This window comes from Brevibacillus panacihumi (assembly GCF_003710985.1).
Lineage (GTDB): Bacteria > Bacillota > Bacilli > Brevibacillales > Brevibacillaceae > Brevibacillus > Brevibacillus panacihumi.
In genome coordinates this window covers 198,578-221,380 of the sequence record NZ_RHHT01000002.1, presented here as the reverse complement: position 1 = coordinate 221,380, position 22,803 = coordinate 198,578, and the positions used below count along the sequence as shown (strand labels likewise).

The 22,803-nt window shown below is 53.0% G+C and carries 18 protein-coding genes; 1 reads left to right on the top strand and 17 read right to left on the bottom strand.

From position 1 onward, the window contains the following. Window positions 1-442: 442 nt before the first annotated feature. The 10 genes from EDM58_RS01095 to hemA form a co-directional block, all read right to left on the bottom strand. Complete coding sequence (locus EDM58_RS01095) at window positions 443-1,153, bottom strand: DUF1266 domain-containing protein (protein ID WP_122911680.1); 711 nt, start codon at window positions 1,151-1,153, stop codon at window positions 443-445. A gap of 16 nt (window positions 1,154-1,169) precedes the next feature. After that, complete coding sequence (locus tag EDM58_RS01090) at window positions 1,170-2,507, bottom strand: J domain-containing protein (protein WP_122911679.1); 1,338 nt, start codon at window positions 2,505-2,507, stop codon at window positions 1,170-1,172. After that, entirely contained in the window at window positions 2,504-4,207 is a 1,704-nt protein-coding gene (locus EDM58_RS01085) for a molecular chaperone HscC (RefSeq protein WP_122911678.1), read from the bottom strand. Before EDM58_RS01085 ends, EDM58_RS01090 begins: the two co-directional genes overlap by 4 nt. 98 nt (window positions 4,208-4,305) lie before the next feature. After that, the gene (locus tag EDM58_RS01080) at window positions 4,306-4,788 is read right to left on the bottom strand and encodes a GyrI-like domain-containing protein (RefSeq protein WP_122911677.1); all 483 of its coding nucleotides are present in this window, start codon (window positions 4,786-4,788) and stop codon (window positions 4,306-4,308) included. 129 nt (window positions 4,789-4,917) lie between these two features. Continuing rightward, entirely contained in the window at window positions 4,918-6,201 is a 1,284-nt protein-coding gene (hemL, locus tag EDM58_RS01075) for a glutamate-1-semialdehyde 2,1-aminomutase (RefSeq protein ID WP_122911676.1), read from the bottom strand. A gap of 5 nt (window positions 6,202-6,206) precedes the next feature. After that, window positions 6,207-7,181 carry a porphobilinogen synthase gene (hemB, locus tag EDM58_RS01070; protein WP_122911675.1) on the bottom strand — a complete coding sequence of 325 codons (975 nt, stop codon included), beginning with the start codon at window positions 7,179-7,181 and terminating at the stop codon, window positions 6,207-6,209. After that, window positions 7,178-7,990 (bottom strand): uroporphyrinogen-III synthase, encoded by an 813-nt coding sequence (locus EDM58_RS01065; RefSeq protein ID WP_246000470.1) that lies wholly within the window; start codon window positions 7,988-7,990, stop codon window positions 7,178-7,180. The genes hemB and EDM58_RS01065 overlap by 4 nt, the downstream gene beginning before the upstream one ends. Then, entirely contained in the window at window positions 7,987-8,913 is a 927-nt protein-coding gene (hemC, locus tag EDM58_RS01060) for a hydroxymethylbilane synthase (RefSeq protein WP_122911674.1), read from the bottom strand. Before hemC ends, EDM58_RS01065 begins: the two co-directional genes overlap by 4 nt. 21 nt (window positions 8,914-8,934) lie before the next feature. Next, window positions 8,935-9,753, bottom strand: a complete 819-nt coding sequence (locus EDM58_RS01055) for a cytochrome C assembly family protein (protein WP_122911673.1) — start codon at window positions 9,751-9,753, stop codon at window positions 8,935-8,937. A 56-nt stretch (window positions 9,754-9,809) separates the two neighbouring features. Beyond that, window positions 9,810-11,168 carry a glutamyl-tRNA reductase gene (gene hemA, locus EDM58_RS01050; RefSeq protein WP_122911672.1) on the bottom strand — a complete coding sequence of 453 codons (1,359 nt, stop codon included), beginning with the start codon at window positions 11,166-11,168 and terminating at the stop codon, window positions 9,810-9,812. Between the two features lie 255 nt (window positions 11,169-11,423). Here hemA and EDM58_RS01045 point away from each other — a divergent pair, with 255 nt between their 5' ends. Further along, on the top strand, window positions 11,424-12,356 hold the full coding sequence (locus tag EDM58_RS01045) for a DMT family transporter (protein ID WP_342768951.1): 933 nt from the start codon (window positions 11,424-11,426) through the stop codon (window positions 12,354-12,356). Between the two features lie 41 nt (window positions 12,357-12,397). Here EDM58_RS01045 and EDM58_RS01040 read toward each other — a convergent pair whose 3' ends face one another. The 7 genes from EDM58_RS01040 to tig form a co-directional block, all read right to left on the bottom strand. Beyond that, on the bottom strand, window positions 12,398-13,753 hold the full coding sequence (locus tag EDM58_RS01040; protein ID WP_122911671.1) for a protein O-GlcNAcase: 1,356 nt from the start codon (window positions 13,751-13,753) through the stop codon (window positions 12,398-12,400). Window positions 13,754-13,783: 30 nt separating this feature from the next. Further along, window positions 13,784-14,404 (bottom strand): ribosome biogenesis GTP-binding protein YihA/YsxC, encoded by a 621-nt coding sequence (gene yihA / locus EDM58_RS01035; RefSeq protein WP_122911670.1) that lies wholly within the window; start codon window positions 14,402-14,404, stop codon window positions 13,784-13,786. Next, on the bottom strand, window positions 14,401-16,740 hold the full coding sequence (gene lon, locus EDM58_RS01030; protein ID WP_122911669.1) for an endopeptidase La: 2,340 nt from the start codon (window positions 16,738-16,740) through the stop codon (window positions 14,401-14,403). The genes yihA and lon overlap by 4 nt, the downstream gene beginning before the upstream one ends. A 243-nt stretch (window positions 16,741-16,983) precedes the next feature. Next, entirely contained in the window at window positions 16,984-18,681 is a 1,698-nt protein-coding gene (gene lonB / locus EDM58_RS01025; protein ID WP_122911668.1) for an ATP-dependent protease LonB, read from the bottom strand. 753 nt (window positions 18,682-19,434) lie between these two features. Further along, window positions 19,435-20,700, bottom strand: coding sequence for an ATP-dependent protease ATP-binding subunit ClpX (clpX, locus tag EDM58_RS01020; RefSeq protein ID WP_122911667.1), 1,266 nt, complete (start codon window positions 20,698-20,700; stop codon window positions 19,435-19,437). Between the two features lie 20 nt (window positions 20,701-20,720). Beyond that, on the bottom strand, window positions 20,721-21,302 hold the full coding sequence (gene clpP, locus EDM58_RS01015) for an ATP-dependent Clp endopeptidase proteolytic subunit ClpP (protein ID WP_023555026.1): 582 nt from the start codon (window positions 21,300-21,302) through the stop codon (window positions 20,721-20,723). A gap of 131 nt (window positions 21,303-21,433) precedes the next feature. Then, window positions 21,434-22,726: a trigger factor gene (gene tig / locus EDM58_RS01010; protein WP_122911666.1), complete on the bottom strand. Its 1,293-nt coding sequence runs from the start codon at window positions 22,724-22,726 to the stop codon at window positions 21,434-21,436. Window positions 22,727-22,803: the final 77 nt, after the last annotated feature.

Genomic DNA, 22,803 nt, shown 5'->3' with positions numbered 1-22,803 from the left:
AAACATGTGTATCAAGGAGTCGTTTACAGGCTTCAGGGAGAGAAAAATGCCGCTCCAACCAGCCTATCCATTCTGCATCGAAGACTTGTCCTCTATTGAGGCGTTGCTGTTCTTGATAGATTCGTTCCAGTAAATCCTGTGGCAACTGAGATCTCAATTTGCTGCTGGAGGCCCATATCCAACACTCTCGTGGCTGCTCCCAGAGGTTATAAACAGATGCTGATTTCAGTACGAAATTGGGATGACTATCGATATACTCCTTCCTGCTATAGACCATCATCGAGTGTTCGTGCAATAGCGTGACAAGCCGAGGGTCCTCCAGGAAAAAGGGTTCTTGTTCGAGCAGAAAGGAAGAAATCCACTTGGTTAATTGGGCATCTGTGATGACCCAGTCTCTGATTTTCTTCACTTGGACGATCAGACCCTTCCATGTTTCTCATCCTCAGACCGAAACGTGCTCCTGTTTTGGCAGGCTCACTGCCCTGTCCGGCTGCAAATCCTGCTCCCAAACGACTTTCTTGACCAATGTACTTCTGCCAAGGAAGGAACTGGCCATATTGATGATCGGTCTGTTACGTGTCATCTGTTTATCTGACGATTTGAAAATGTTTCCTGCAGCAATAGCGGTGATATATTCGCCCCAACTGCTGTAATGCTGTTGGATATAACGGGCAGCCTCTATCTTGTAGGGCCATGCTTCTTCTTTCGTCAGATACCCGTAGGCCAGCCCTACCCGACTTAGATAGATCGCCCATCCCCCACCGAACGCCGCAATCTCGCCAGACGGCAATTGGGGAAGAAACGTATGCACCACTTTGCGCTTGGCATGCTTCAGATCATCCTCGGCGGTCTCGATATACCTGCGGCGGGCTGCCTCTGTCAGTGCCAATAGCTGATGATGCAATTCCTTGTATTCCATGCGTCCGCCGTCATCCAGCAACCAGCTGATTCGCTCTTTCAAGGACGCCGCATCCTTTATATCCCATAACACCAAAGCCTGTTTCAACAGGTGGTTTCGAAGCCATCGCTCGATGGGATGAAACTCGTAAAGGAGATAGTAGTTGGTCAGAAGACTGTCGTTGCAAAAACTGGACAGACAGCGAAAGTACATCTCTAGATGCCTTTGCTTCTTCCTGCTGTAGTGCTTTCGCATACAGGGTTACTCCTTTCTAGGTTGAGATAAAGCGTTCTGACCTGATCATTCTCCATAAATTCCAGAGCAGGATCAGAATAAACAAGCGGTTGCAGATTGCAGGCAAATCGAAGAACACTTCAAGCAATGTATAAAGGATGATTGGCAGCCAGGTCATACGAAGGAATACCACTGCCCAGTAGTAGAAGGTGTGCAGTCGGGCTTTGCGACGATCAGCGCGCTTTAGTGGTGGCTGCTCGTAGAAATGCTTGTTCCCCGCCATATACCAATACACAAACGTGTTGATGTGCGTGTTGTCTTGTTCATAGGATAGCTTCATCTTCTCCCTGGTTTCCTCGATCTGCCCCAGTCCGAGATGACAGCGCCCGGCCAGGCTCAGCACATGCGAATTATGAGGCTCCTGCTGAAGCAGAACATCCAAATCAGCCAAGGCCTCCTCGTAACGCTGGAGATCATGGAGCAGCTGAGCCCGATGCCAATGTCCGTCCCAGTCATCCGGACGCAGCTCAATGACGCGTTGAAGGGATGCCAGCGCTTGGTCGGTTTCCCCCACTGCCAGAAAATACTTGCTTCGCATAAGCTCCAGATCCGGGTCGTCAGCGAACATCTCATGAGCCGTATCCAGGAGATCTTTTGCTTCCTCCAGCTCGCCATCGCCGAGCATCTCCTGTGCCTCTTCCCGCAAGTAGAGGTATTCCTCGATGTCCACGTCGTCTATTGCCGCTGAACCGCGAAAACAATCGTAGCGAAGCTCCATCGAGCCATTGATCTGACGAAGTATGTATTCCACAAAATACTCCGGATAACGTTCCAGCAAGGCTTCCTTGTCCGCGCTGAATCGAAATACTTGATCAAGCACCTCCCAGACACTGCGCGGGAGATAGTGCGAATCCTCCAAAAAGGAGATCAGTCCATCCTGCAAGGACTGGCTATGCTCTACATCCCACACAACGTCTGAATCCAGCAAAGCTTTCCAAGAGTCGGGCTCGATGCGCGACGGAAAATCTTCGTACAGTTCCTCGACCTGTTCCAAAAAACGGCGGACAGGGTGCACTTGGATTTCCGGCAAGACGGTCTCATCCGGCTCTTCTTCCCATTCCTCGTCCTCATCCTGCCACATCCATGCCTCGTCGCCTTCCGCACCTTCCGCTTCTTCCTCATCCATGACTGTAAGGGCCGGGGTGGCAGCGATATGCTTGGCTTGCTTGAGGGCTGAATCATACGCTTCCCGCAGCCGTTGATACCCTTCCGGATCATCCTCGGGGTGATGCTGCTTCAGTTTTTTGGCATACGCTTTTTTGATGGCGGATTCTTCCCCGGTCGGATTGATCTCCAAGATATCCCATACGCTCACGAGAAATCCATCCACCTTTCCATCTGTTCCAGCCGCTCCTTGAATATTTCAGTGGCTTTCTTGATTTCCTTGTCGTTTTGGGTCAGCAAGGCTTTCTCGAACTGCTGAATGGCGATGGCAATAGCTTCACGCCGCTCACCGAGAGCCTCTTCATACAGCCGCTCTCCTTTCGCGATCAGCAAGCGGTTTTCCGTACGGTCACGCGGATGGATTTTGATATCCTGCAATTCTTGCAATCGAGCCTCGATCTGTTCCTTGGTCATGCTGCCTTCATTTTGCTCGATCACAACCCGCTTTTTCTCTCCTGTCGAGACGCTGACCACTTCGACCTCAAGAATTCCGTTGATGTCATAGGTATAACGGACATCGATCGACTGCTCTCCCGCCGGGGCAGGGGGAATTTTGATTTGCAGCTCGCCAAGCTTGATATTATGTTCGACAAGCCGGCTTTCCCCCTGATATACAGCTACGTTCAACCGTTTTTGATTGTCGTGTACGGTGTACAAGCGCTCAACCCGACTGACGGGAATCGGCGTGTTTCGTTCGATGATCGGGAAAAAGTGGCCGGATGACAATTGGCCGTTCCCCAGCTCCTGTACGACGCTCGTCCCCAGTGTATAAGGGCAAACATCCGTGAGAATGATTTCCTCCAGTGCTTGATTGCGTTGTTTCAAAGCGGTCTGGATCGCCGCGCCCAAAGCAACTGTTTCGTCCGGGTTGATATTGGTGTACGGCATGCGTCCAAACATGCGCCCGATGACATGCTTGATCAGCGGTAGCCGTGTCGCGCCGCCGATCAGGATCACCGCGTCGAGATCGGACGGGGAGAGCGAGGCGTCCCGCAATGCCCGTTCGATGGGTTTGCGCAAGCGCAGCAACAGCGGATGAGCCAGTTTTTCATACTCCGTCCGATCCAGCCGCAGCTCGTAGGCTTGATCCCGGATCGTCAGGCTCATCGTTGCACTGGTTTCCTGCCCCAGGGCGAGCTTGCAGGTTTCTGCCTGTTTATAGAGCGCTGATTGGGTCTTAGTGTCTAGAGAGGCGAGTTCCAGCTTGTGTTTCTCCAGAAAATGCGCAATCAGAATTTCAGTAAAATCTTCTCCACCGAGAAAATTATCCCCAGCGATCGATTTGACATCCATAATGCCTTCAAACAGCTCAAGCACGGAGACGTCAAAAGTCCCGCCTCCTAGGTCAAAGACGAGAAACTTGGTTTCCGGCTTTTCCTGATGCAAGCCATAGGCGATCGCTGCCGCTGTCGGCTCGCTGATCAGACGCTCTACTTTCAACCCCGCGATTTCCGCCGCCCGCTTCGTCGCTTTGCGCTGGGAATCATTAAAATAGGCGGGAACGCTGATCACAGCCTCTGTTACTTCTACACCCAGATGGGCCTCCGCATCTTCTTTCAATGCTTTGAGGATAAACGAAGAAAGCTCTGCTGGCGTAAATGTATGCGCACCTAGCGTGTATTTTTTTTCTGTCCCCATAAAACGTTTGAAGGTGGACGCGGTCAGATGCGGATGGGTAATCAGCCGCTCCTGGGCAATTCGCCCTACCAGGATGCTGCCATTCTCGTCCACACTGACAATCGACGGAGTCAAATGCTCCCCCAGCACGTTCGGGATGATGACAGCTTGATCCTTGTCCCAATAGGCGACAAGGCTGTTCGTGGTTCCCAAGTCAATTCCAATCATGCTCAATATGATCCCTCTTTCAGTTCCAATCCCATTACGGTGTTGGGTTTCTCTCTCTTTCTGACTTGATTTCTTGCAAAAAGGTTGCCTATTTCCGCCGTCTTCTATTTTTCAAGCAATGGAATGAAAATCTCATAGGCATTCTCAGCTCGGTCCGCAGCGTGGAGGGAAGGGATGTACCGTTCGTCGTAGCGCTCCAGTCGCAATGCGGATTCATCCATCCTCAGGCCTTGGGCTTGGAGCCATTGAAACAATTGCGTATAGGTATTCTGCACCTGTGACATTGGACCGACGTGGGTGAATTGGGCATAGGTGCGCGCTGGAATCGTAAACCCGACCATCTTCTCCGGGATATGGGCAAAGCCCTCCACTTCAACGGCGACGTATTCGGTATGCATCTGAAAGCTGCGGTTCTCATCACTGATGTCGTAGCGGACAGCCGGTTCGATCATCTGCGCAATTTCATCCTGGCGCTTGAGAAAATCTCCCCAATGACCCGGCATTCCCGCTATAAGCGTCTGGAATGACCCGGAAAAGCTCATCCCGATGAAATGCTTCTGTGGAAGGCTGACAATCGTCCCTGTCATGGCGATTCACTCCTTTTTTCGATCAAGCCATCTTATTTCTATTCGCACCAAGGGAAGGGAAATCCTGTAAGAAAGCAAAAAAGGCTGCCCTTTACGTCCATAGACGTGTGGGACAGCCCTTGATGGTTTTTACAGCTTTTGCATCGCCCGGTAGCTTGCCTCGATTGTGCGCTCAATGTCTTCCTCTGTGTGAGCCAAGGAGACGAACATTCCTTCAAATTGCGAAGGAGGAATCATGATGCCATCGTCGAGCAGATGGCTGAAGTAGGCGGAGAAGCGCTCCAGGTCGGAGGTCTTCGCCGTCTCGTAATTGACGACGGGTGTATCGGTAAAGAACAGGCAGACCATTGAGCCTACGCGGTTCAAGGTATGCGGGATTCCCAGCTTCGCGGCGTTTTCGGCAAGCCCTTCGCCCAGTCGCGCCGACAGCTTTTCCAGCCTTTCGTACACACCTGGCTTGGACAGCTCCTGAAGGGTAGTCAGCCCTGCCGCCATCGCAAGCGGATTTCCGGAGAGTGTCCCCGCTTGGTAGATCGGACCTGCAGGAGCGATCTGCTGCATGATTTCCCGTTTGCCGCCGTAAGCGCCGACTGGCAAGCCGCCGCCGATGACTTTCCCCATGGTTGTGAGGTCAGGCGTGATGCCGAACCGCTCTTGCGCTCCGCCCAACGCTACCCGGAAGCCTGTCATGACCTCGTCGAAGATCAACAGCGTTCCGTATTGCTCCGTAATCTGGCGCAATCCTTCCAAAAAGCCTGGCAATGGCGGCACAACACCCATGTTCCCGCCGATCGGCTCGACGATGACAGCTGCCAGATCCTCGCCAAAGTGTTCAAACGCAAGCTTTACACTTTCCAAGTCGTTGTATGGCACTGTGATCGTATTCTGCGCTGTGCCTTCCGGTACGCCCGGGCTGTCAGGCAAGCCGAGCGTCGCCACACCCGATCCTGCCTTGATCAGCAGACTGTCGGCATGTCCGTGGTAGCAGCCTTCGAACTTCATGATTTTATTGCGCTTGGTATAGCCGCGCGCCAGACGCAGAGCGCTCATGGTCGCTTCTGTACCGGAGTTGACCATGCGGACCACTTCCACAGAAGGGACGAGCTGACAAACGAGCTTTGCCATCTCGGTTTCTCTTTCGGTAGGAGCACCAAAGCTCGTTCCCAATGCCGCCACTTCCGTAATGGCAGCCAGCACCTGAGGATGAGCATGCCCCAAAATCAGCGGTCCCCAGGAGCCGATGTAATCAATATAGCTGTTTCCGTCCACATCGTAGATGCGGGAGCCTTCCCCTTTGGCGATGTAGACCGGATTGCCTCCGACGCTTTTGAATGCACGTACCGGAGAGTTGACGCCTCCCGGTATGTAGGTCTGCGCCTCAGCAAAAAACTGCGATGATTTTTCACGATTCATGTCGCTCACCTCGCCAACCATTTTGCCACGTCTTTGGCATGGTACGTAATGATCAGATCAGCCCCGGCACGCTTGAAGCCGACCAGTGTTTCCATTACAATCTGCTCTTCGTCGATCCAGCCATTGGCTGCTGCTGCCTTCACCATCGAATATTCCGCGCTCACGTTGTAGGCGACAATCGGTACATGGAAATTTTCGCGCAGACGCAGGACCATGTCCATAAAGGCCAGACCCGGCTTCACAATGAGGAAATCTGCGCCTTCTTTGATGTCGGACTCAGCTTCCAGCAAGCCTTCACGCGCATTGGCAGGGTCCATCTGATAGCTTTTGCGGTCGCCGGACTGCGGTGTCGAATGCGCCGCATCGCGGAATGGTCCGTAGAACGAAGAGGCGTATTTCACCGCGTAGGACATGATCGGGATATGGGCAAAGCCCGCTTCGTCCAAGCCTTCGCGGATCGCGATGACAAAACCGTCCATCATGTTGGAGGGCGCGATGATGTCAGCCCCGGCTTTGGCCTGGGAGACAGCGGTCTGGGCCAGCAGCTTCAGGGTTTCGTCGTTGACGACCTGGCCTTCATGCAATACGCCGCAATGGCCGTGATCCGTATACTGGCACAGACAGGTATCTGCGATTACGATCATCTCCGGATACGCTTCCTTGATTTGGCGAATCGCTTGGTGAGTGATCGCCTGATCGTTGTACGCTTCAGAGCCGCATGCGTCCTTGTGCTCCGGCACGCCGAACATCAGCACGGACTTGATGCCCGCCGCGGCGATTTCTTTCATCTCTTCCGCGAGACGATCCAGGGAGAAATGATAGACTCCCGGCATCGAAGGAATCTGTTCCTTGATGTTCTGTCCTTCCACGACAAATAGCGGATAGATCAGATCCTCTACCCGTACGTGATTTTCCCGAACCAGACTGCGCATCGCCGCACTGCTGCGCAAGCGGCGGTGACGATCAAATTTGCTTGTCATGCGTGTTCCCCTCCCATATTTTTCGTTACAGCCTCCAGCAAGCCATCCACAGTATACTCCTGAGCCACAACATGTACTGACAATCCGAGCCGTTGCGCTGTTTCAGCCGTAATAGGGCCGATGCAGGCAATCTTGACCCGCGCAAGCCACCCGGGCTTGGCAAAAGGTGCCATCGCCTGGACGAAATGCGAGACGGTAGACGAGCTGGTAAACAAGATAGCGTCGATTTCGCCATGTTGAATGAGGCGGGCTGCCTCAGGCGCCTGCTCGGCATCAATCACGGTGTGGTAGACATCCACCTCAGTCACGTCCATGCCCAACGCCTGCAGTTCCTGCGGCAGGAGCTTTCGTGCAATATCCGCTCGCGGCAGCAGTACCCGCTGGCCTGCATGAAGCTGATTGCCCAGGCTGGCCAACAAGCCTTCCGCCACATATTCCCCGGGAATTACGGCTACCTGTAGTCCCCGTTCTTCCAGGACTGCTGCTGTTTTGGGTCCGACGGCCGCCAGCTGGCCTGTGATGCTTGCTGCGGGTACTCCCAATTGATCCATGCGGGCGAAAAAGTAACGGACGCCATTCACGCTGGTGAAGATCAGCCAATCATAGCTGTCCAGTTCGCGAATCGCAGCATCCAGCTTCGTGCTGTCTTGCGGCGGGATCATTTTCAAGAGTGGAAAAGCATAGGCTTCTCCTCCCAAGGCCTCGATCTTTTCAACCATCTCTCTCGCTTGGCTGCGCTCCCGTGTCACCATGATGCATTTGCCTGCGAGCGGCCTTGTTGATTCGGTGTAGGCTTCACCGCTCATCATTTTTCATTCTCCTGCAGTACTTTCGCCAAAATATCCGCCGCTCCCTGCTTCAATACAGCCTCCGCTACCTGCAAGCCTACTGCCACCGGATCGCTTCCGGAAGCTGAGCTTTTGCACAACTGTTTGCCGTCCGGAGAGCCGACCATACCGGTAATCTGTATCACGCCGTCCGTCACGGTGGCGTATGCGCCGATCGGAACCTGACATCCCCCTTGCAGCTTGTGCAGGAAGGTGCGCTCGGCCGTGACCGCCTGTCTTGTCGGCTCGTCGTCCAGACGGCGAAGCAGAGCCAGTGTCTCTTCATCATCGGATCGGCACTCGATCGCCAAAGCTCCCTGACCGACAGCAGGAAGGCTGATGTCAACCGGGATAAATTGGGAAATCTCTCCTTCAAAATTGACGCGCTCCAATCCAGCTGCTGCGAGAATGATCGCATCAAAATTGCCTTCGTGCAGTTTGCGCATGCGCGTGTCGATGTTTCCTCTCACAGACTCGATTTGCAGGTCCGGTCGATAAGCCAGCAATTGTGCCGCGCGACGCAGGCTGCTCGTGCCGACCAATGCTCCCTGCGGCAGTTCATCCAATGTTTTGCCGTCTTTGGAGAGAAGCACGTCCCGCGGGTCGACCCGCTTCGGAATCGCCCCGATGACCAAACCATCCGGCAGTTCTGCCGGCATGTCCTTCAGGCTGTGTACGGCGAAATCCGTCTCTTTATCGTACAGGGACTGCTCGATTTCCTTCACAAACAGCCCTTTGCCCCCTACCTTGGAAAGCGTCACATCAAGGATCTTGTCTCCCTTGGTCACGATCTCATGCAGCTCGAAGCTTGCATTTGGCTCAAGCTTCTGCAGTTGTTCCACGACCCAATTGGTCTGGGTGAGCGCCAAGCGACTGCGACGCGTCCCTACGTTCCATTTTTTCATAACGGCCTCCCTAGACAGCCCCTACCACCAGCTGTGAAAATTTGAAGTATTGACTCCGAAAAAGTTGATCAATAATAGGGCAAAAGCGAAAATGTTGGCTTGTGCAAGCCGCCTTTTTTGCCATGTATCCCGATACCGTTTGTATAGCCAAAAAGAGTAGGCGGCTAAAAGCAGCAAGGAGAAAAACACCTTGGTATCAAGCAAAAATTTCTCTGGCAGGACCATTTTCCCCCAGATCGTTCCCAGTACGATGGACAGCAAGAGCATCGGCACTCCCAGCATGTTCATGCGGTAGGCATACGCTTCCAGTTGGCCAAGACTCGGGAGCCTGCGCAAGAGTGGCGTCCACTTGCGCTCCTTCAGCATCTTGTGCTGAAACAGGTACATGACGGAAAAGACCATGGAAAGAGAAAAGGCCCCATAGCTGAACATCGCGAGCGTCACATGCGTCAAGAGCAGCTCGGAGGTCAGGATATGGGAGACAGCCTTGATCGGCGTCTCCGGCAAAAACATGGACAAGACCAGCACGACGAACCCGATAATATTAGTAAAAAAAACCAGTAAATCAATGCGAAAAAAATAGTGAATGGCAAGTGATAGACTTACCAGCACCCATGAGTAAAAGAAAAGCGTCTCAAACAACGTAATGACCGGGAAATAGTCCTTGGTCATGGCTTGCGACACAAAAAAAGCGGTTTGCAAGGCCCAAACGACAGCAAGCAACCCGAAAGCCAAGCGATTGACTTTCCGATTGCTTTGCAAGAAGTCGTTAAAATAGAAGAGAACACTCGCAGCGTAGAGAAAGATGGTCAGATCATAGATCCATCTTACATCAGCCATGTACGCTCTCCTCTCTTTCTCTTTCAAGTTTCTGTCTGCGGATGCCTGCGTCCCTTCTAGGAATCAGAAGAGACGAGAACTTTTTCCTGGGGAGCACGCTGTGTCTTTTTCTCTTCCGCCCAGACTGCTTCCTTCTCTGTCCGCTCCAAAATTTCCTCTAGCGCGAACATCGTCGTAAAGATATCCAGCACATCGTCTCCTTTTTTGCTCGCCGCCATCTCTTTCAGACGCACCACGGGATCATGCATCAATTGATTGACAATCCCTTTGGTCGTTTTGCGGATGATATGTATCTCCCGCTCAGTGAGCTCTGGCAGCTTGTTCTCGATCTTGCGCATCGCTTCGCTGTGAATGCCGAGCGCTTTTTCCCGCAGGGCGGCAATCAGCGGAGCCACACCCAGGGTCTGGTACCAAGTAGTGAAGGCAACGATCTCTTCCTCGATCATGGAGTCCAGACGCTGTGCTTCCCGTGATCTCTCTGCCACGTTGCTTGCCACAATCCCTTCCAGATCGTCGATATCGTACAGATAGACATTGTCCAGATCGTGCAGGTCGGGATTCAGGTCCCGGGGCACCGCGATGTCCACCATGAACAATGGACGGTGTTTACGCTGCTTCATGATGGGAGCCAGCTCTTTTTTGCCCAGCACGTAGCCGGCTGCACCCGTAGAGCTGATGACGACGTCTGCGGTGAGCAGCGCCTCTGGCAACTGCTCCATCGTACAGGCGTCCCCTTTGAATTTTTCCGCCAAAAGCTGCGCCCGCTCCAATGTCCGGTTCGCTACAATCACTTTGTCCGAACCGTTGGCATGGAGGTGCTTGGCGGTCAATTCGCTCATTTTGCCTGCGCCGATAATGAGTACGGACTTGCCTGCAAAAGAGCCGAAGATCTTTTTGCCCAACTCGATCGCCGCATAGCTGACGGAGACGGCATTTTGGCCGATCGCGGTCTCGGTATGCGCCCGTTTGGCAAAGGTAATCGCTTGCTTGAACAAGGTGTTGAAGACCGTTCCAGTGGTCTTGCAACGCTGGGCAAGCATGAAAGCATCCCGTACCTGGCCGAGAATCTGCGTTTCCCCCATGACCATCGAGTCCAGACCAGCGGACACTCGCAGCAAGTGATCAATCGCTTGCTCCTGCTGCTTTATATATAGATGTTGCTTAAAAGACTCTTTGTCTACACCAAACCACTCCGCCAGGAAGCGCAAGGTATAATCCCGCCCGATATTGGCCTGGTCGCATACCACGTATATCTCAGTGCGGTTGCATGTGCCGATAATAATGCATTCTGCGATACTCTTCGTCTGGGAGAGAAGATGAAGAGCCCGCTCAGTCCCGTCATCGCTAAACGTAAATTTTTCGCGAATTTCGACTGGTGCTGTTCTGTAGTTGAGTCCCAGCAAAAGTATATCCATGACATCCTCCCAGATTGACGTTCCTTGTCGTTCCCTGTGTAAATTTCACTATCATTATATCATTATGTCCCAAAAGGACCATGCGTAATTGTGAAAAGTTTATTAACGGCCGACACTTCCACCGGATTCCATTCTTTTCTGCCTGCAGGAATGGAGCGAAATCCGCTTGCGCTCACCACGGGAATGCCGTATCATGCAGGCTATACAAGAACGTGTCAAGATATTGCGAATTCACAGATAAGGAGTAGAGAAGTCTTGAAAAAACCTTGGATGGCCGACATCACCCTGCTGTTGGTCGCCTTCATCTGGGGAAGCACCTTCCTCATCGTACAGCAGGCAATCGCCTCTTTGCCGCCCAACACCTTTAACGCTGTACGCTTTACGATCGCGGCCTTGTTCTTATTCCTGATTCAAATCATCTTGTACCGCAAGCAGTGGAAAGAGTGGCGCGGCCCTCTGCTCGTCTCGGGAGCTATCCTGGGGTTTTGGCTTTGCCTGGGCTATGCGCTGCAAACCGTCGGGCTTCTCTACACAACACCGTCCAAAGCCGGTTTTATCACAGGGCTGTCTGTGGTGTTGGTCCCGCTTTTCTCGTTCCTAATCTTGCGGGATCGAGTCAAGCCAGCTGCGATTGTCGGTGTCATCATGGCTGCATTTGGTCTGTATTTGCTGACACAGAACCAGAGCTTTACGTTCAATCTGGGAGATGCGCTCGTCTTTGGCTGTGCGATCTGCTTCGCGATGCAAATCGTCATTACAGGCAAGTACGCCCCGCGCTTCCCCGCCTTGCCGCTGGCGATTGTACAGCTGTTCACTGTCGCGCTGTTAAGCTGGGCTTACGCTTTCTTGTTTGAAGATTATCAGCGCGCCTTCGACCCAGCCATCCTGCTGATCCCGGAAGTTGCCTTTGGCTTGTTTATCACTTCCATTTTTGCGACGGCATTGGCTTTTCTCGCCCAGACCGCCTTGCAAAAAAAGACCAGCTCCACGCGTGTCGCACTCATCTTTGCTTTGGAGCCTGTTTTTGCCGCCCTTACTTCGTATGTCTTTATTCACGAGGTCCTAAGCGGCCGTCAGCTCGTCGGCTGTCTCTTGATCTTCGTCGGCATGATCCTGGCTGAGCTGCCAATCAAGGAATGGCTGGAGAATGCAAAGCAGCGAAAGCAGAATCAGAAGCATTCCGCTTAAGAAGGAAGAAAGGTTCCCACTTCAACAGGTAGGAACCTTTTCTATTGCCTGTCCCATTTGACTTCCTGCAGCACGCTGTCGACAAACATGCTCATCACATTGCCGCATACCTTTTGCGGCATCGTCTCCGCGCGTTTGACCAGCCGCTTCAGCTTCAGCAGATGATAGACCGCCTGGGCCGTTTTCCCCTCGGTCCCCGCGCTGATCAGCGAGACGGCCGCTTGTCCGACCATCCCCCAAAGGCGATATTTCTCGATCCACGGAAGGCATTCTGCAAGCAGCTTGCGATTTTCAAGGCCATTCAGAAGCTCGTCTGCCGTCGTCTCCATTTCCACGAAGAGAGCTTGTAATTGCCGCAGCGCATCCTGTCTGTTTCCCTGTAAAAAATGAAAGCGAAACTGCAAGAATGCCTCCAGCAAATCAGGCGACTCCCTGTCGTGGAGAAAAGAGCCTTGGACATGCTCGGCAAACCGGCGAAAAGCAGCAGCGTGTTTCCTCCCGACTACCGCCTCAATGGCCCTGTCCCATGCTGCTTCTGCCTGATAGCCTTGCGGATTATGCAAATACTCGGCAGCCGTCATCAACGGGATCTTGGAACACTCGGGCAAAGACATGGTATTCGCGACGTATCCGGCAGCGTAGTTGCACAGGTCATGGTCGCGATTGCGCAATGGACCGATATGAAGCTCATTGGCCATCGCCAGATCATTCACCGGATAGTTGTCCCAATAGAGCGGACGACGCTGGGTGTAGGTCAAAAAGCGCATGGCATCCTGACTGGTCAGATAAGGGGAACAGACAAATCTCCCCGTCCAGAACAATTCGACGGACCGCGGGAGATGGCGCCCCAGATAGGAGATATACGGTTCATCCCCCATACCGCTGTACTGGGTCGGACAGACCAGCAGCTTACCCGTCTCGGGCCAGTTGCTGATCTCCTCCCAGATCCATCTGGCTGTCGCGACATGCGCTTCCGCCAGATGGGAAAATGCTGCTTGATCCCCTTCATGCATCAACTGCAGCGGGATGTCATCGTACAAAAGAGCAAACTGGCGCACGCCCTGCCTATACACCGAGTGGAACTTGTCCTTCAAGGCCTGTAGATGGGCTTTGCTGGCGTACTCCATGCCAAAGCCGGGACTGAGCGCATAGACGAAGGCAAGCCCCCGCTTGGACGCGGCATCTGCCCACTCGCGGATCTGCTCCAGCTCCTGCTGCGAATGAGGCTGCATCCAGCGGTCCCGCAAGCTCGAATCTTCTTTTGGAGAGTAGACATAGGTGTTAAACCCGCAGCTCCCCAAAAAATCAAGCATGTCCAAGCGCTCCTCATGGGTCCAAGGCGGCCCGTAGAAGCCTTCGATTACCCCCGTAATAGCAAAACAAGCATGTTCGCTCACGGAAGACATCCCCCTGCCTCATGGTCTGGGTTATGATGGATTTTCGTTATCTGGCTGATCGTTTGCCGCGCGTAAACGCCGCATGATTTCTCCCCACAGCTCGTCCTTGCCTTGCCCGGTCTCGGAGGAGAAAACGATGATGGAATCATCGCCGCGCAGGTTCAAATCCTGGCGAATCACCTTGAGATGCTGCATCCAGCGTCCGCGGGCGATCTTGTCCCCTTTTGTCGCGACGACAACGGTAGGAATCCCGATTTGCTTGCACCACTCGTACATCGCGACGTCATCCTTGCTCGGCGCATGCCGGATGTCCACCAGCTGGATGACAAAACGAAGCTGTTCGCGGTTTTTCAGATAGCCTTCGATCATTTTTCCCCATTGTTCCTTGATCGTCTTGGCTACTTTGGCATATCCATATCCTGGAAAATCAACAAAATAAAGCATCTGATTGACGCGGAAATAGTTCAGCGTCTGGGTTTTGCCCGGCCGAGAACTGATGCGGGCCAGACCCTTGCGATTCATCATTTTATTCAATAAGGACGATTTCCCTACATTGGAACGGCCCACCAGCGCAACTTCGGGCAGACCGTCCTCCGGGTATTGCTTCGGACCTACGGCACTGATGACAAACTCAGATGAGGTTACCTTCATGACTGGCCACCTTCTGGCTGTCTGGTCAAAGCGTAGCGAAGCACTTCATCCAGATGCTCTACTGGATAGAATGTCAGCTCATTGCGGACACTTTCCGGAATGTCATCAATGTCTTTTTCATTATCCTTCGGCAGGACGATCGTCGTCAGACCCGCACGATGGGCAGACATGGATTTTTCCTTCAAACCGCCGATCGGCAGCACACGGCCGCGCAAGGTGATCTCCCCGGTCATCCCGACTTCTTTTTTCACCGGGATTTGCGTCAAGGCAGACACCAAGGCTGTCGCCATCGTAATCCCAGCGGATGGACCGTCTTTGGGAATCGCACCCTCCGGAACATGGATATGAATGTCATTCTTCTCATGGAAATCGGGATCGATGCCCCACTCCTTGGAACGGGAACGGATGTAGCTGAAGGCAGCCTGTGCCGATTCTTTCATGATGTCGCCGAGTTGTCCGGTCAGCGTAAGTTTGCCTTTGCCAGGTAGAATGCTTACCTCGACATTCAGGGTATCTCCCCCTGCCTGCGTCCACGCCAGCCCCGTCACAGAACCGATCTGATCCTTCTTCTCCGCCAAGCCGTAGCGATAGCGAGGTTTTCCCAAGAGCGTCTCCAAAGTCTTTGCGGTGACCACAACGCGTTTTTTCTCGCCGCTGACGATCAGCTTGGCCGCCTTGCGACAGATATTGGCCGCTTCCCGATTAAGATTGCGCACCCCGGCTTCCCGCGTGTACTGGCGAACCAGCTTGAGCATGGCGTCTTCGTTTACCTGCAGCTTATCCTTGCCAAGCCCGTGATCCTCCATTTGTTTGGGGAGCAGGTAGCCGCGCAGGATGTTCAGCTTCTCCAATTCGGTATAGCCTGCGATCGAGATGACTTCCATCCGGTCCAACAGGGGGCGCGGGATGGTGTGCAGGCTGTTTGCTGTCGTGATAAACATGACATTGGTCAGGTCATACGTTTCTTCAATGTAGTGATCGGAAAACTTGTCGTTCTGATTCGGGTCCAGCACTTCCAGCAAAGCGGAAGCTGGATCGCCGCGGAAATCAGAAGCCAGCTTGTCAATTTCGTCGAGCAGGAAAACCGGATTGACCGTGCCAGCCTGCTTCATGCCCTGGATGATCCGTCCAGGCAATGCACCGACGTAGGTACGACGATGGCCGCGGATCTCCGCTTCGTCGCGAACGCCGCCTAGCGAAATGCGGACGAATTCACGTCCCAATGCACGAGCAACGGAGCGAGCCAGGGAGGTTTTCCCTACCCCTGGAGGACCGACCAGACAAAGAATCGGACCGCGCATGGAATTGACCAGCTTTTGAACAGCCAGGTATTCCAGCACCCTCTCCTTCGGCTTTTCCAAACCGTAATGATCCTCATCCAGCACTTTTTCCGCGTGGGCAATGTCCAGATTGTCTTCCGTCTTTTTGGTCCACGGCAATGCCAGCAGGGTGTCGATATAAGTGCGAATCACCGAGCCTTCCGCAGAGGTGGACGGCATTTTTTCCAAACGGTCCAGCTCTTTTTCGATCTTCGCCTTGATCCGTTCTGGCGCATCGGATTTTTCAAGCTGTGCCCGAAGTTCGTCTACCTCACCCTGACGTCCGTCACGGTCTCCAAGCTCTTTTTGGATCGCTTTCATCTGCTCGCGCAGGTAGTATTCCTTTTGCGTGCGCTCCATCTGTTTTTTCACGCGGTTGCCGATCTTGCGCTCCAGCTCCAATACCTCGCGCTCGTTGTTGAGAATCGTCAACAGGATCTCCAAACGCTCCTGAATGTTGACCGTCTCCAGGATCTCCTGCTTATCCTTCATTTTCAGCGGAAGATGGGAGGCAATCACATCAGCCAGCCTGCCTGGCTCCTCGATGTCGGAGACGGAGGTCAAGGTCTCCGGGGTTACTTTTTTGGACAGCTTGATATACTGCTCAAAATGGTTGAGAACGGATCGCATCAGGGCTTCGACTTCATTCTCTTCTGCGTTTTCTTCCTTCAAATATGTAACGGAGACAATGAAGTAGTCCTCCGTCTGCAGATACTCCTCGATTTTGGCGCGCTGAAGCCCTTCTACCAGGACACGAATCGTGCCGTTTGGCAGTTTCAGCATTTGTTTAACCCGGGCCACCGTACCAATTTTGTAGATTTGCTCCGCATTCGGTTCTTCTATGTGGACCTCTTCCTGCGTTGCCAACAGGATTTTGTTGTCATCCACCATCGCTTGCTCCAATGCGCGAATGGACTTTTCCCGCCCAACGTCGAGATGGAGTACCATAGTTGGATACACTAGCAATCCTCGCAACGGGAGAAGCGGTAATTCTCGTTTACCGGAACGTTCAGCCAAACTTATGCACCTCTCCTTAGTTGTTCCCTTGATTAAAGATTCAGTTAACACGCAAAAACGGCTCCGACAGCCGTTTTTGATCGTCGAACATACAACCCGCCGACACGAGAGACGCCGGTCCATCCAGCTTTATCAGACTTGATGCAGATATATGCAGCGTCCTCGTATCACCGACAAGTCGAAGCTTTTTTCCATTGTAGCGCAAACGCAATCTGATGTCTAATCCGCAAGCGCTCTCGACTGTTACAGGGACATTGGAGAGGAAGCCAGTTCTTCTGCCGGCAACTGCAGGGTAAATCCGGCTTCTTCGGTTTCCGGCAGCTTCTCTTCAAGGACAGCCAGTTCCAGCACTTGTGACACCGTAGATACGGGAATGATCTCGATCCCTTTCATCTCGGCAAAAATGGACTGCCAATTCTCCTCCGGGATCAGGACTCGTGTCGCTCCAGCCAGACGGGCCGCTTCTACCTTGGCTACCACACCACCGACTGGCTTTACTTTTCCGTGGATGCTGACTTCTCCAGTCATCGCCAGCAGGTTATCCACCGGCACCTCCCGGATGGCGGAGTAGATGGCCGTTGCGATGGTAATCCCGGCAGAAGGCCCATCGACAGGGACACCGCCCGGAAAATTGATGTGCAGGTCGTAATCATACGGTTGCACTCCCATGCGATGCAGGACGGTCAGTACGTTTTCGATGGAGCCTTTGGCCATCGACTTGCGGCGGATCGTCCGGCTTCTGCTGCCCATCTCTTCTTCTTCTGCCATCCCGGTCATGGCTACCCGGCCTTGGCCTTTTGCGGCTGCGGGCGAGGCAGTCACTTCCAATTCCATTACGCTGCCCATATTGGGACCGTATACTGCAAGCCCGTTGACCAGTCCTACCTGCGGCTGATCGTGCACCTGCTTTTCCATGCGCGGTGATTTCTGACTGCTGTGCATCACCCATTCCACATCGGATGCCTGGATCACTTTTCGTTCCTCCGTCAGGGCAATCCCTGCCGCAATCTGCAAAGTGTTGATTGCTTCGCGACCATTCGTCGCGTAGCGTTCGATAACGGAGACGGCATCGTCCATGATGGTCATCTCCATTTTCGGTACAGCCGTCCGAACAATGCTGCCGATTTCTGCCGCTTTTAACGGGCGGAAGAAAATCTCCAGACAGCGGGAACGCAGCGCCGCTGGCAATTCTTCCGGCAAGCGGGTCGTAGCTCCGACCAGGCGGAAGTCGGCAGGCAAGCCGTATTTGAACACGTCGTGGATATGGGAGGGGATTTGCGTATTTTCCTCGCTGTAGTACGCGCTCTCCAGCATCACCTTGCGATCTTCCAGAACCTTGAGCAGTTTATTCATTTGCACCGGATGAAGTTCCCCGATCTCGTCGAGAAAAAGCATTCCACCGTGGGCCTTGGTGACTGCCCCGGGCTTAGGTTGGGGAACACCCGCCTGACCGAGCGAGCCTGCCCCTTGGTAGATGGGATCGTGCACGGAGCCAATCAGCGGATCGGCAATCCCGCGTTCATCAAAACGGGCAATCGTCGCATCAATCTCGATAAACTTGGCATCTGCGGTAAAAGGGGATAAGCTGTTCCTTTTTGCTTCTTCCAACACGACGCGGGCAGCTGCCGTCTTCCCAACTCCCGGAGGGCCGTAGATGATTACATGCTGGGGATTGGGTCCGCATAATGCGGCACGCAGCGCTCGCAAGCCATCCTCCTGTCCGACAATCTCTTCCAGCTTCGCAGGCCGCGTTTTTTCCGAGAGCGGCTCCGTCAATGCGATCATGCGCAAGCGGCGCAAGGAATCCAAATCCTTTTTTGATTCCTTTTCCGAGGAGTTCTTCGTATTTCTTTGTGCCCGCAAAAGGTTCCAAAAATACGTCCCGATGACGATCCCGACAATCACTTCAATTACGGCAATGACTAACGTTGTATAGTTCATCTGAATCCCTCCCATACGATTCTGGCAGCTATTCATCCCAGGAAACATCTATGAGCTTTACCAAGTAGTATTGCCGCTTGCTGGGGGAGGTAAACCATACTTCCTGTTGTTACCAGCCTTGTGAAAAGCTCCTTGGAATGGGCTGTAGGCGGGAGAAGAAGATTTCCAGTCTGCGCTCCGTTCTGCGTCCTGCAAAGAAGCGGGGACTGCCCGCTCCGCGAGGAGTGGCGGGGAACCGCAAAAGCAGCCGTCTCACTGAAGTGATTCAGGGTTGCGGTTCTTTTTCCCGCCTCTCCTCGCTCCGCTGGGTTGGACTTCGCAATGAGCTTGCCTGGAAATCTTCTTCTCCAGGTACACCCGCGGTTCTCAGGAACTTTTAGAATTGTGGCTCTTCTTACAAAAAAGGAACCCATTTAACTTTAGGGATTTTGTACGACTGCTAAGGCTCTTATTTTGTGTATTTAAGCATTCGGCTGCGCGGAGAAGGGGATTTCCAGGCGCAGCTTATGGCGTAGTCCTGCTTAGCGGAGCAGGGATTGGCGGGAAAAAGAATCGCAACCTTGCGCACACTTCGTAGCGTCGGCTGCTTTTGCGATTCCCCGCCAATCACTGCGCAGCGGACAGTCCTGGCATCCTTGCGGGACGGAGAGGGAAGCGAAGCATGGAAATCCCCTTCTCCCTACTACGGCTCCATTTCAAGAAAAAAAGAGGCTACTCCTCCATGGAATAGCCTCTCATCATTTACCTATAAGATTACGCCGTTTCGGAACGGGCATTTTCTCCTTCTTTGGTCATCAACTTCGGCTGTACCTTGTCGCGAACGGTTTCCTCAGTGATGACGCACTTGCTTACGTCGTCACGCGACGGCAGTTCGTACATCATGTCCAGCATGATTTGCTCGATGATGGCACGCAGGCCGCGAGCGCCGGTGTTGCGTTTGATCGCTTCCTTGGCGATTTGCAGCAGAGCGCCTGCATCGAACTCCAGTTCGACGCCATCGAGGCTCAGCAGTTTTTGGTACTGCTTCACCAAAGAGTTTTTCGGCTCGGTCAGAATGCGGATCAGGGTGTCCTCATCCAACGGCTCCAGTGTCGCCAGAACCGGCAGACGGCCGACGAATTCCGGAATCAGCCCAAAGCGCAGCAAGTCTTCCGGCAGGACGTATTTCAGGTATTCGCCTGCTTTCAGATCGCCTTTGATGCCTTCGTTCAGATCGCTGCCAAACCCGATCACCTTTTTGCCCAGACGGCGCTTGATGATTTGCTCGATGCCGTCAAAGGCACCGCCGCAGATAAACAGGATATTGGACGTATCGATCTGGATGAATTCCTGATGCGGATGCTTGCGTCCGCCTTGTGGCGGCACGCTGGCAACCGTACCCTCGAGAATTTTCAACAGGGCTTGTTGTACTCCTTCACCGGATACATCGCGCGTGATGGACGGATTTTCCGACTTGCGCGCTACCTTGTCGATCTCATCGATGTAGATAATGCCTTTTTCCGCTTTTTCCACATCGTAGTCTGCAGCCTGAATCAGCTTCAGCAGGATATTCTCTACGTCCTCACCCACATAGCCCGCCTCTGTCAAAGAGGTAGCGTCTGCGATGGCAAATGGCACGTTGAGAATGCGCGCCAGTGTTTGCGCCAAGAGCGTCTTCCCGCTGCCGGTCGGACCGATCAGCATGATGTTGGATTTTTGCAGCTCCACATCCTCGATCTTTGCACCGGAGTTGATCCGCTTGTAGTGATTGTATACCGCTACCGACAGCGATTTTTTCGCCAGATCCTGTCCAATCACATAATCGTCCAGGATTTTGCGGATTTCGATCGGCTTCGGAATCTCTTTCATATCCACTTCTTCTTCTGTGCCCAGTTCTTCCTGCACAATCTCGTTGCACAACTCGATGCACTCGTCACAAATGTATACACCGGGACCGGCTACCAGCTTGCGCACCTGTTCCTGGGACTTGCCGCAGAAGGAGCACTTCAGTTGGCCCTTGTCGTCATTAAACTTAAACATGCGCGTCACCTCACAACAGGTCAGTTTTTGCGTTCAATAATAGCGTCAATCAATCCGTAGGCTTTGGCTTCTTCGGCACTCATAAAGTTGTCGCGATCCGTATCTGCTTCCACGCGCTCATACGGCTGTCCTGTCCGTTCCGACAGAATTTCATTCAATTGCCGCTTGGTTTTCAAAATCCAGTCGGCGTGAATCCGAATGTCTTCTGCCTGTCCGCGCACACCGCCCAGCGGCTGGTGAATCATCACTTCGCTGTTCGGGAGGGCAAAACGCTTCCCTTTTGCGCCAGCCGCCAACAGGAATGCACCCATGCTGGCAGCCATGCCTACACAAATCGTCGAGACATCTGGCTTGATATACTGCATCGTGTCAAAAATGGCCATTCCTGCCGTGACGGAACCGCCGGGAGAGTTTATGTATAGGGAGATGTCTTTGTCCGGATCCTCTGCCTGCAAAAACAACAGTTGGGCGACAACAAGATTGGCAACTTCGTCATCAATCTCGGTCCCCAAAAGGATAATCCGGTCTTTCAAGAGGCGGGAGTAGATATCGTAGGAACGTTCGCCTCGATTAGTCTGCTCAATAACCATAGGAATCAGCATATGTATGTTCCTCCTTTGCCAAAAGGATTACCCAGTTGGAAAAACAAGGCACGAGAAATCGTGCCTTGTCATCCGCCATGCCAGAAGTGAGGCGTAGCCTGACCACTGGCTATTCATGCGTTCCTCTAAGTTTATGCACTTACTTTGTTTTCTGCAACCAAGAAATCGACAGTTTTGCGAGTTTGAACATCGCGTTTGAGGGCAACCAGGCCGTCTTGAGCGGAGAAGATTTTGCGCAGCTCATCAGCTGGGCGGCCATACATAGCTGCCAGCTTCTCGAGTTCTGCGTCTACATCTTCGTCTGTCGCCACGATGTTCTCTGCTTTGCCGATTGCTTCCAAAGTCAGGGAAGTACGTACACGGGAAGTAGCGTCCTGACGCAGTTGATCGCGCAGTTGGCTCTCGTCCATGCCGGAGAATTGATAGTACAGCTCCAGCGTCATGCCTTGGTATTGCAGGCGTTGACCAAATTCGCTCACCATTTGATCCAGCTCATGCTCTACCATAACGGCAGGCAGGTCGATTTCTGCATTTTCAGCAGCTTTCAGTACAAGCTGTTCACGGATGTATTGATCTTTCTCTTGTGCCGCTTTTTCTTCCAGTTTCTTTTTGGTGTCTGCTTTGAGCTCTTCCAGCGTGTCGAACTCGCTCACGTCTTTTGCGAACTCGTCATCCAAAGCAGGCAGGTTTTTGCGCTTCAGGCCATTCAGCTTCACTTTGAATACCGCTTCTTTGCCTGCGAGGTTTGGAGAGTGGTATTCTTCTGGGAAAGTGACAGTAATGTCTTTTTCTTCGCCCAACGTCATACCCACTACTTGCTCTTCAAAACCAGCGATGAATGTGCCGGTACCCAGCTCCAGCGCATAGTCTTCCGCTTTGCCGCCTTCAAAAGCGACACCGTCCTGGAAACCTTCAAAATCGATGATGGCTTGGTCGCCGTTTTCAGCAGCGCCTTCTTCGATGGTTACCAGTTCAGCATGGCGTTCTTGCATGCGTTTCAGTTCTGCGTCCAGGCTTTCTTCGGTTACCTCGAATTCCTTCGGTTCGATCGTCAGGTTTTTGTAGTCGCCCAGCTTCACTTCCGGTTTTACCGTTACGGTAGCCTTGAAGATCAGAGATTTGCCTTGCTCCATTTGCTCTACGTCTACTTCTGGACGGTCAACTGGCTCGATCCCAGTTTCTTGTACTGCTTGTCCGTAAGCGGTTGGCAAGAGGATATCCAGCGCATCTTGATACAGCGACTCTACGCCAAAGCGCGCTTCAAACATCTTGCGTGGAACTTTTCCTTTGCGGAATCCTGGAACTTGCACTTTTTTCACGACTTTTTTAAACGCTTGATCCAATGCCGCATCTACTTGCGAAGCATCTACTTCAACCGTCAGGACTCCCTGGTTATTCTCTACCTTTTCCCAATTTGCTGCCACGTAAACTTCCCCTCCTAGATTGGATCCACGAAAACACCGCCAGCCTTGCAAAAACTAGCTTGCAAAACTCGGGCGAT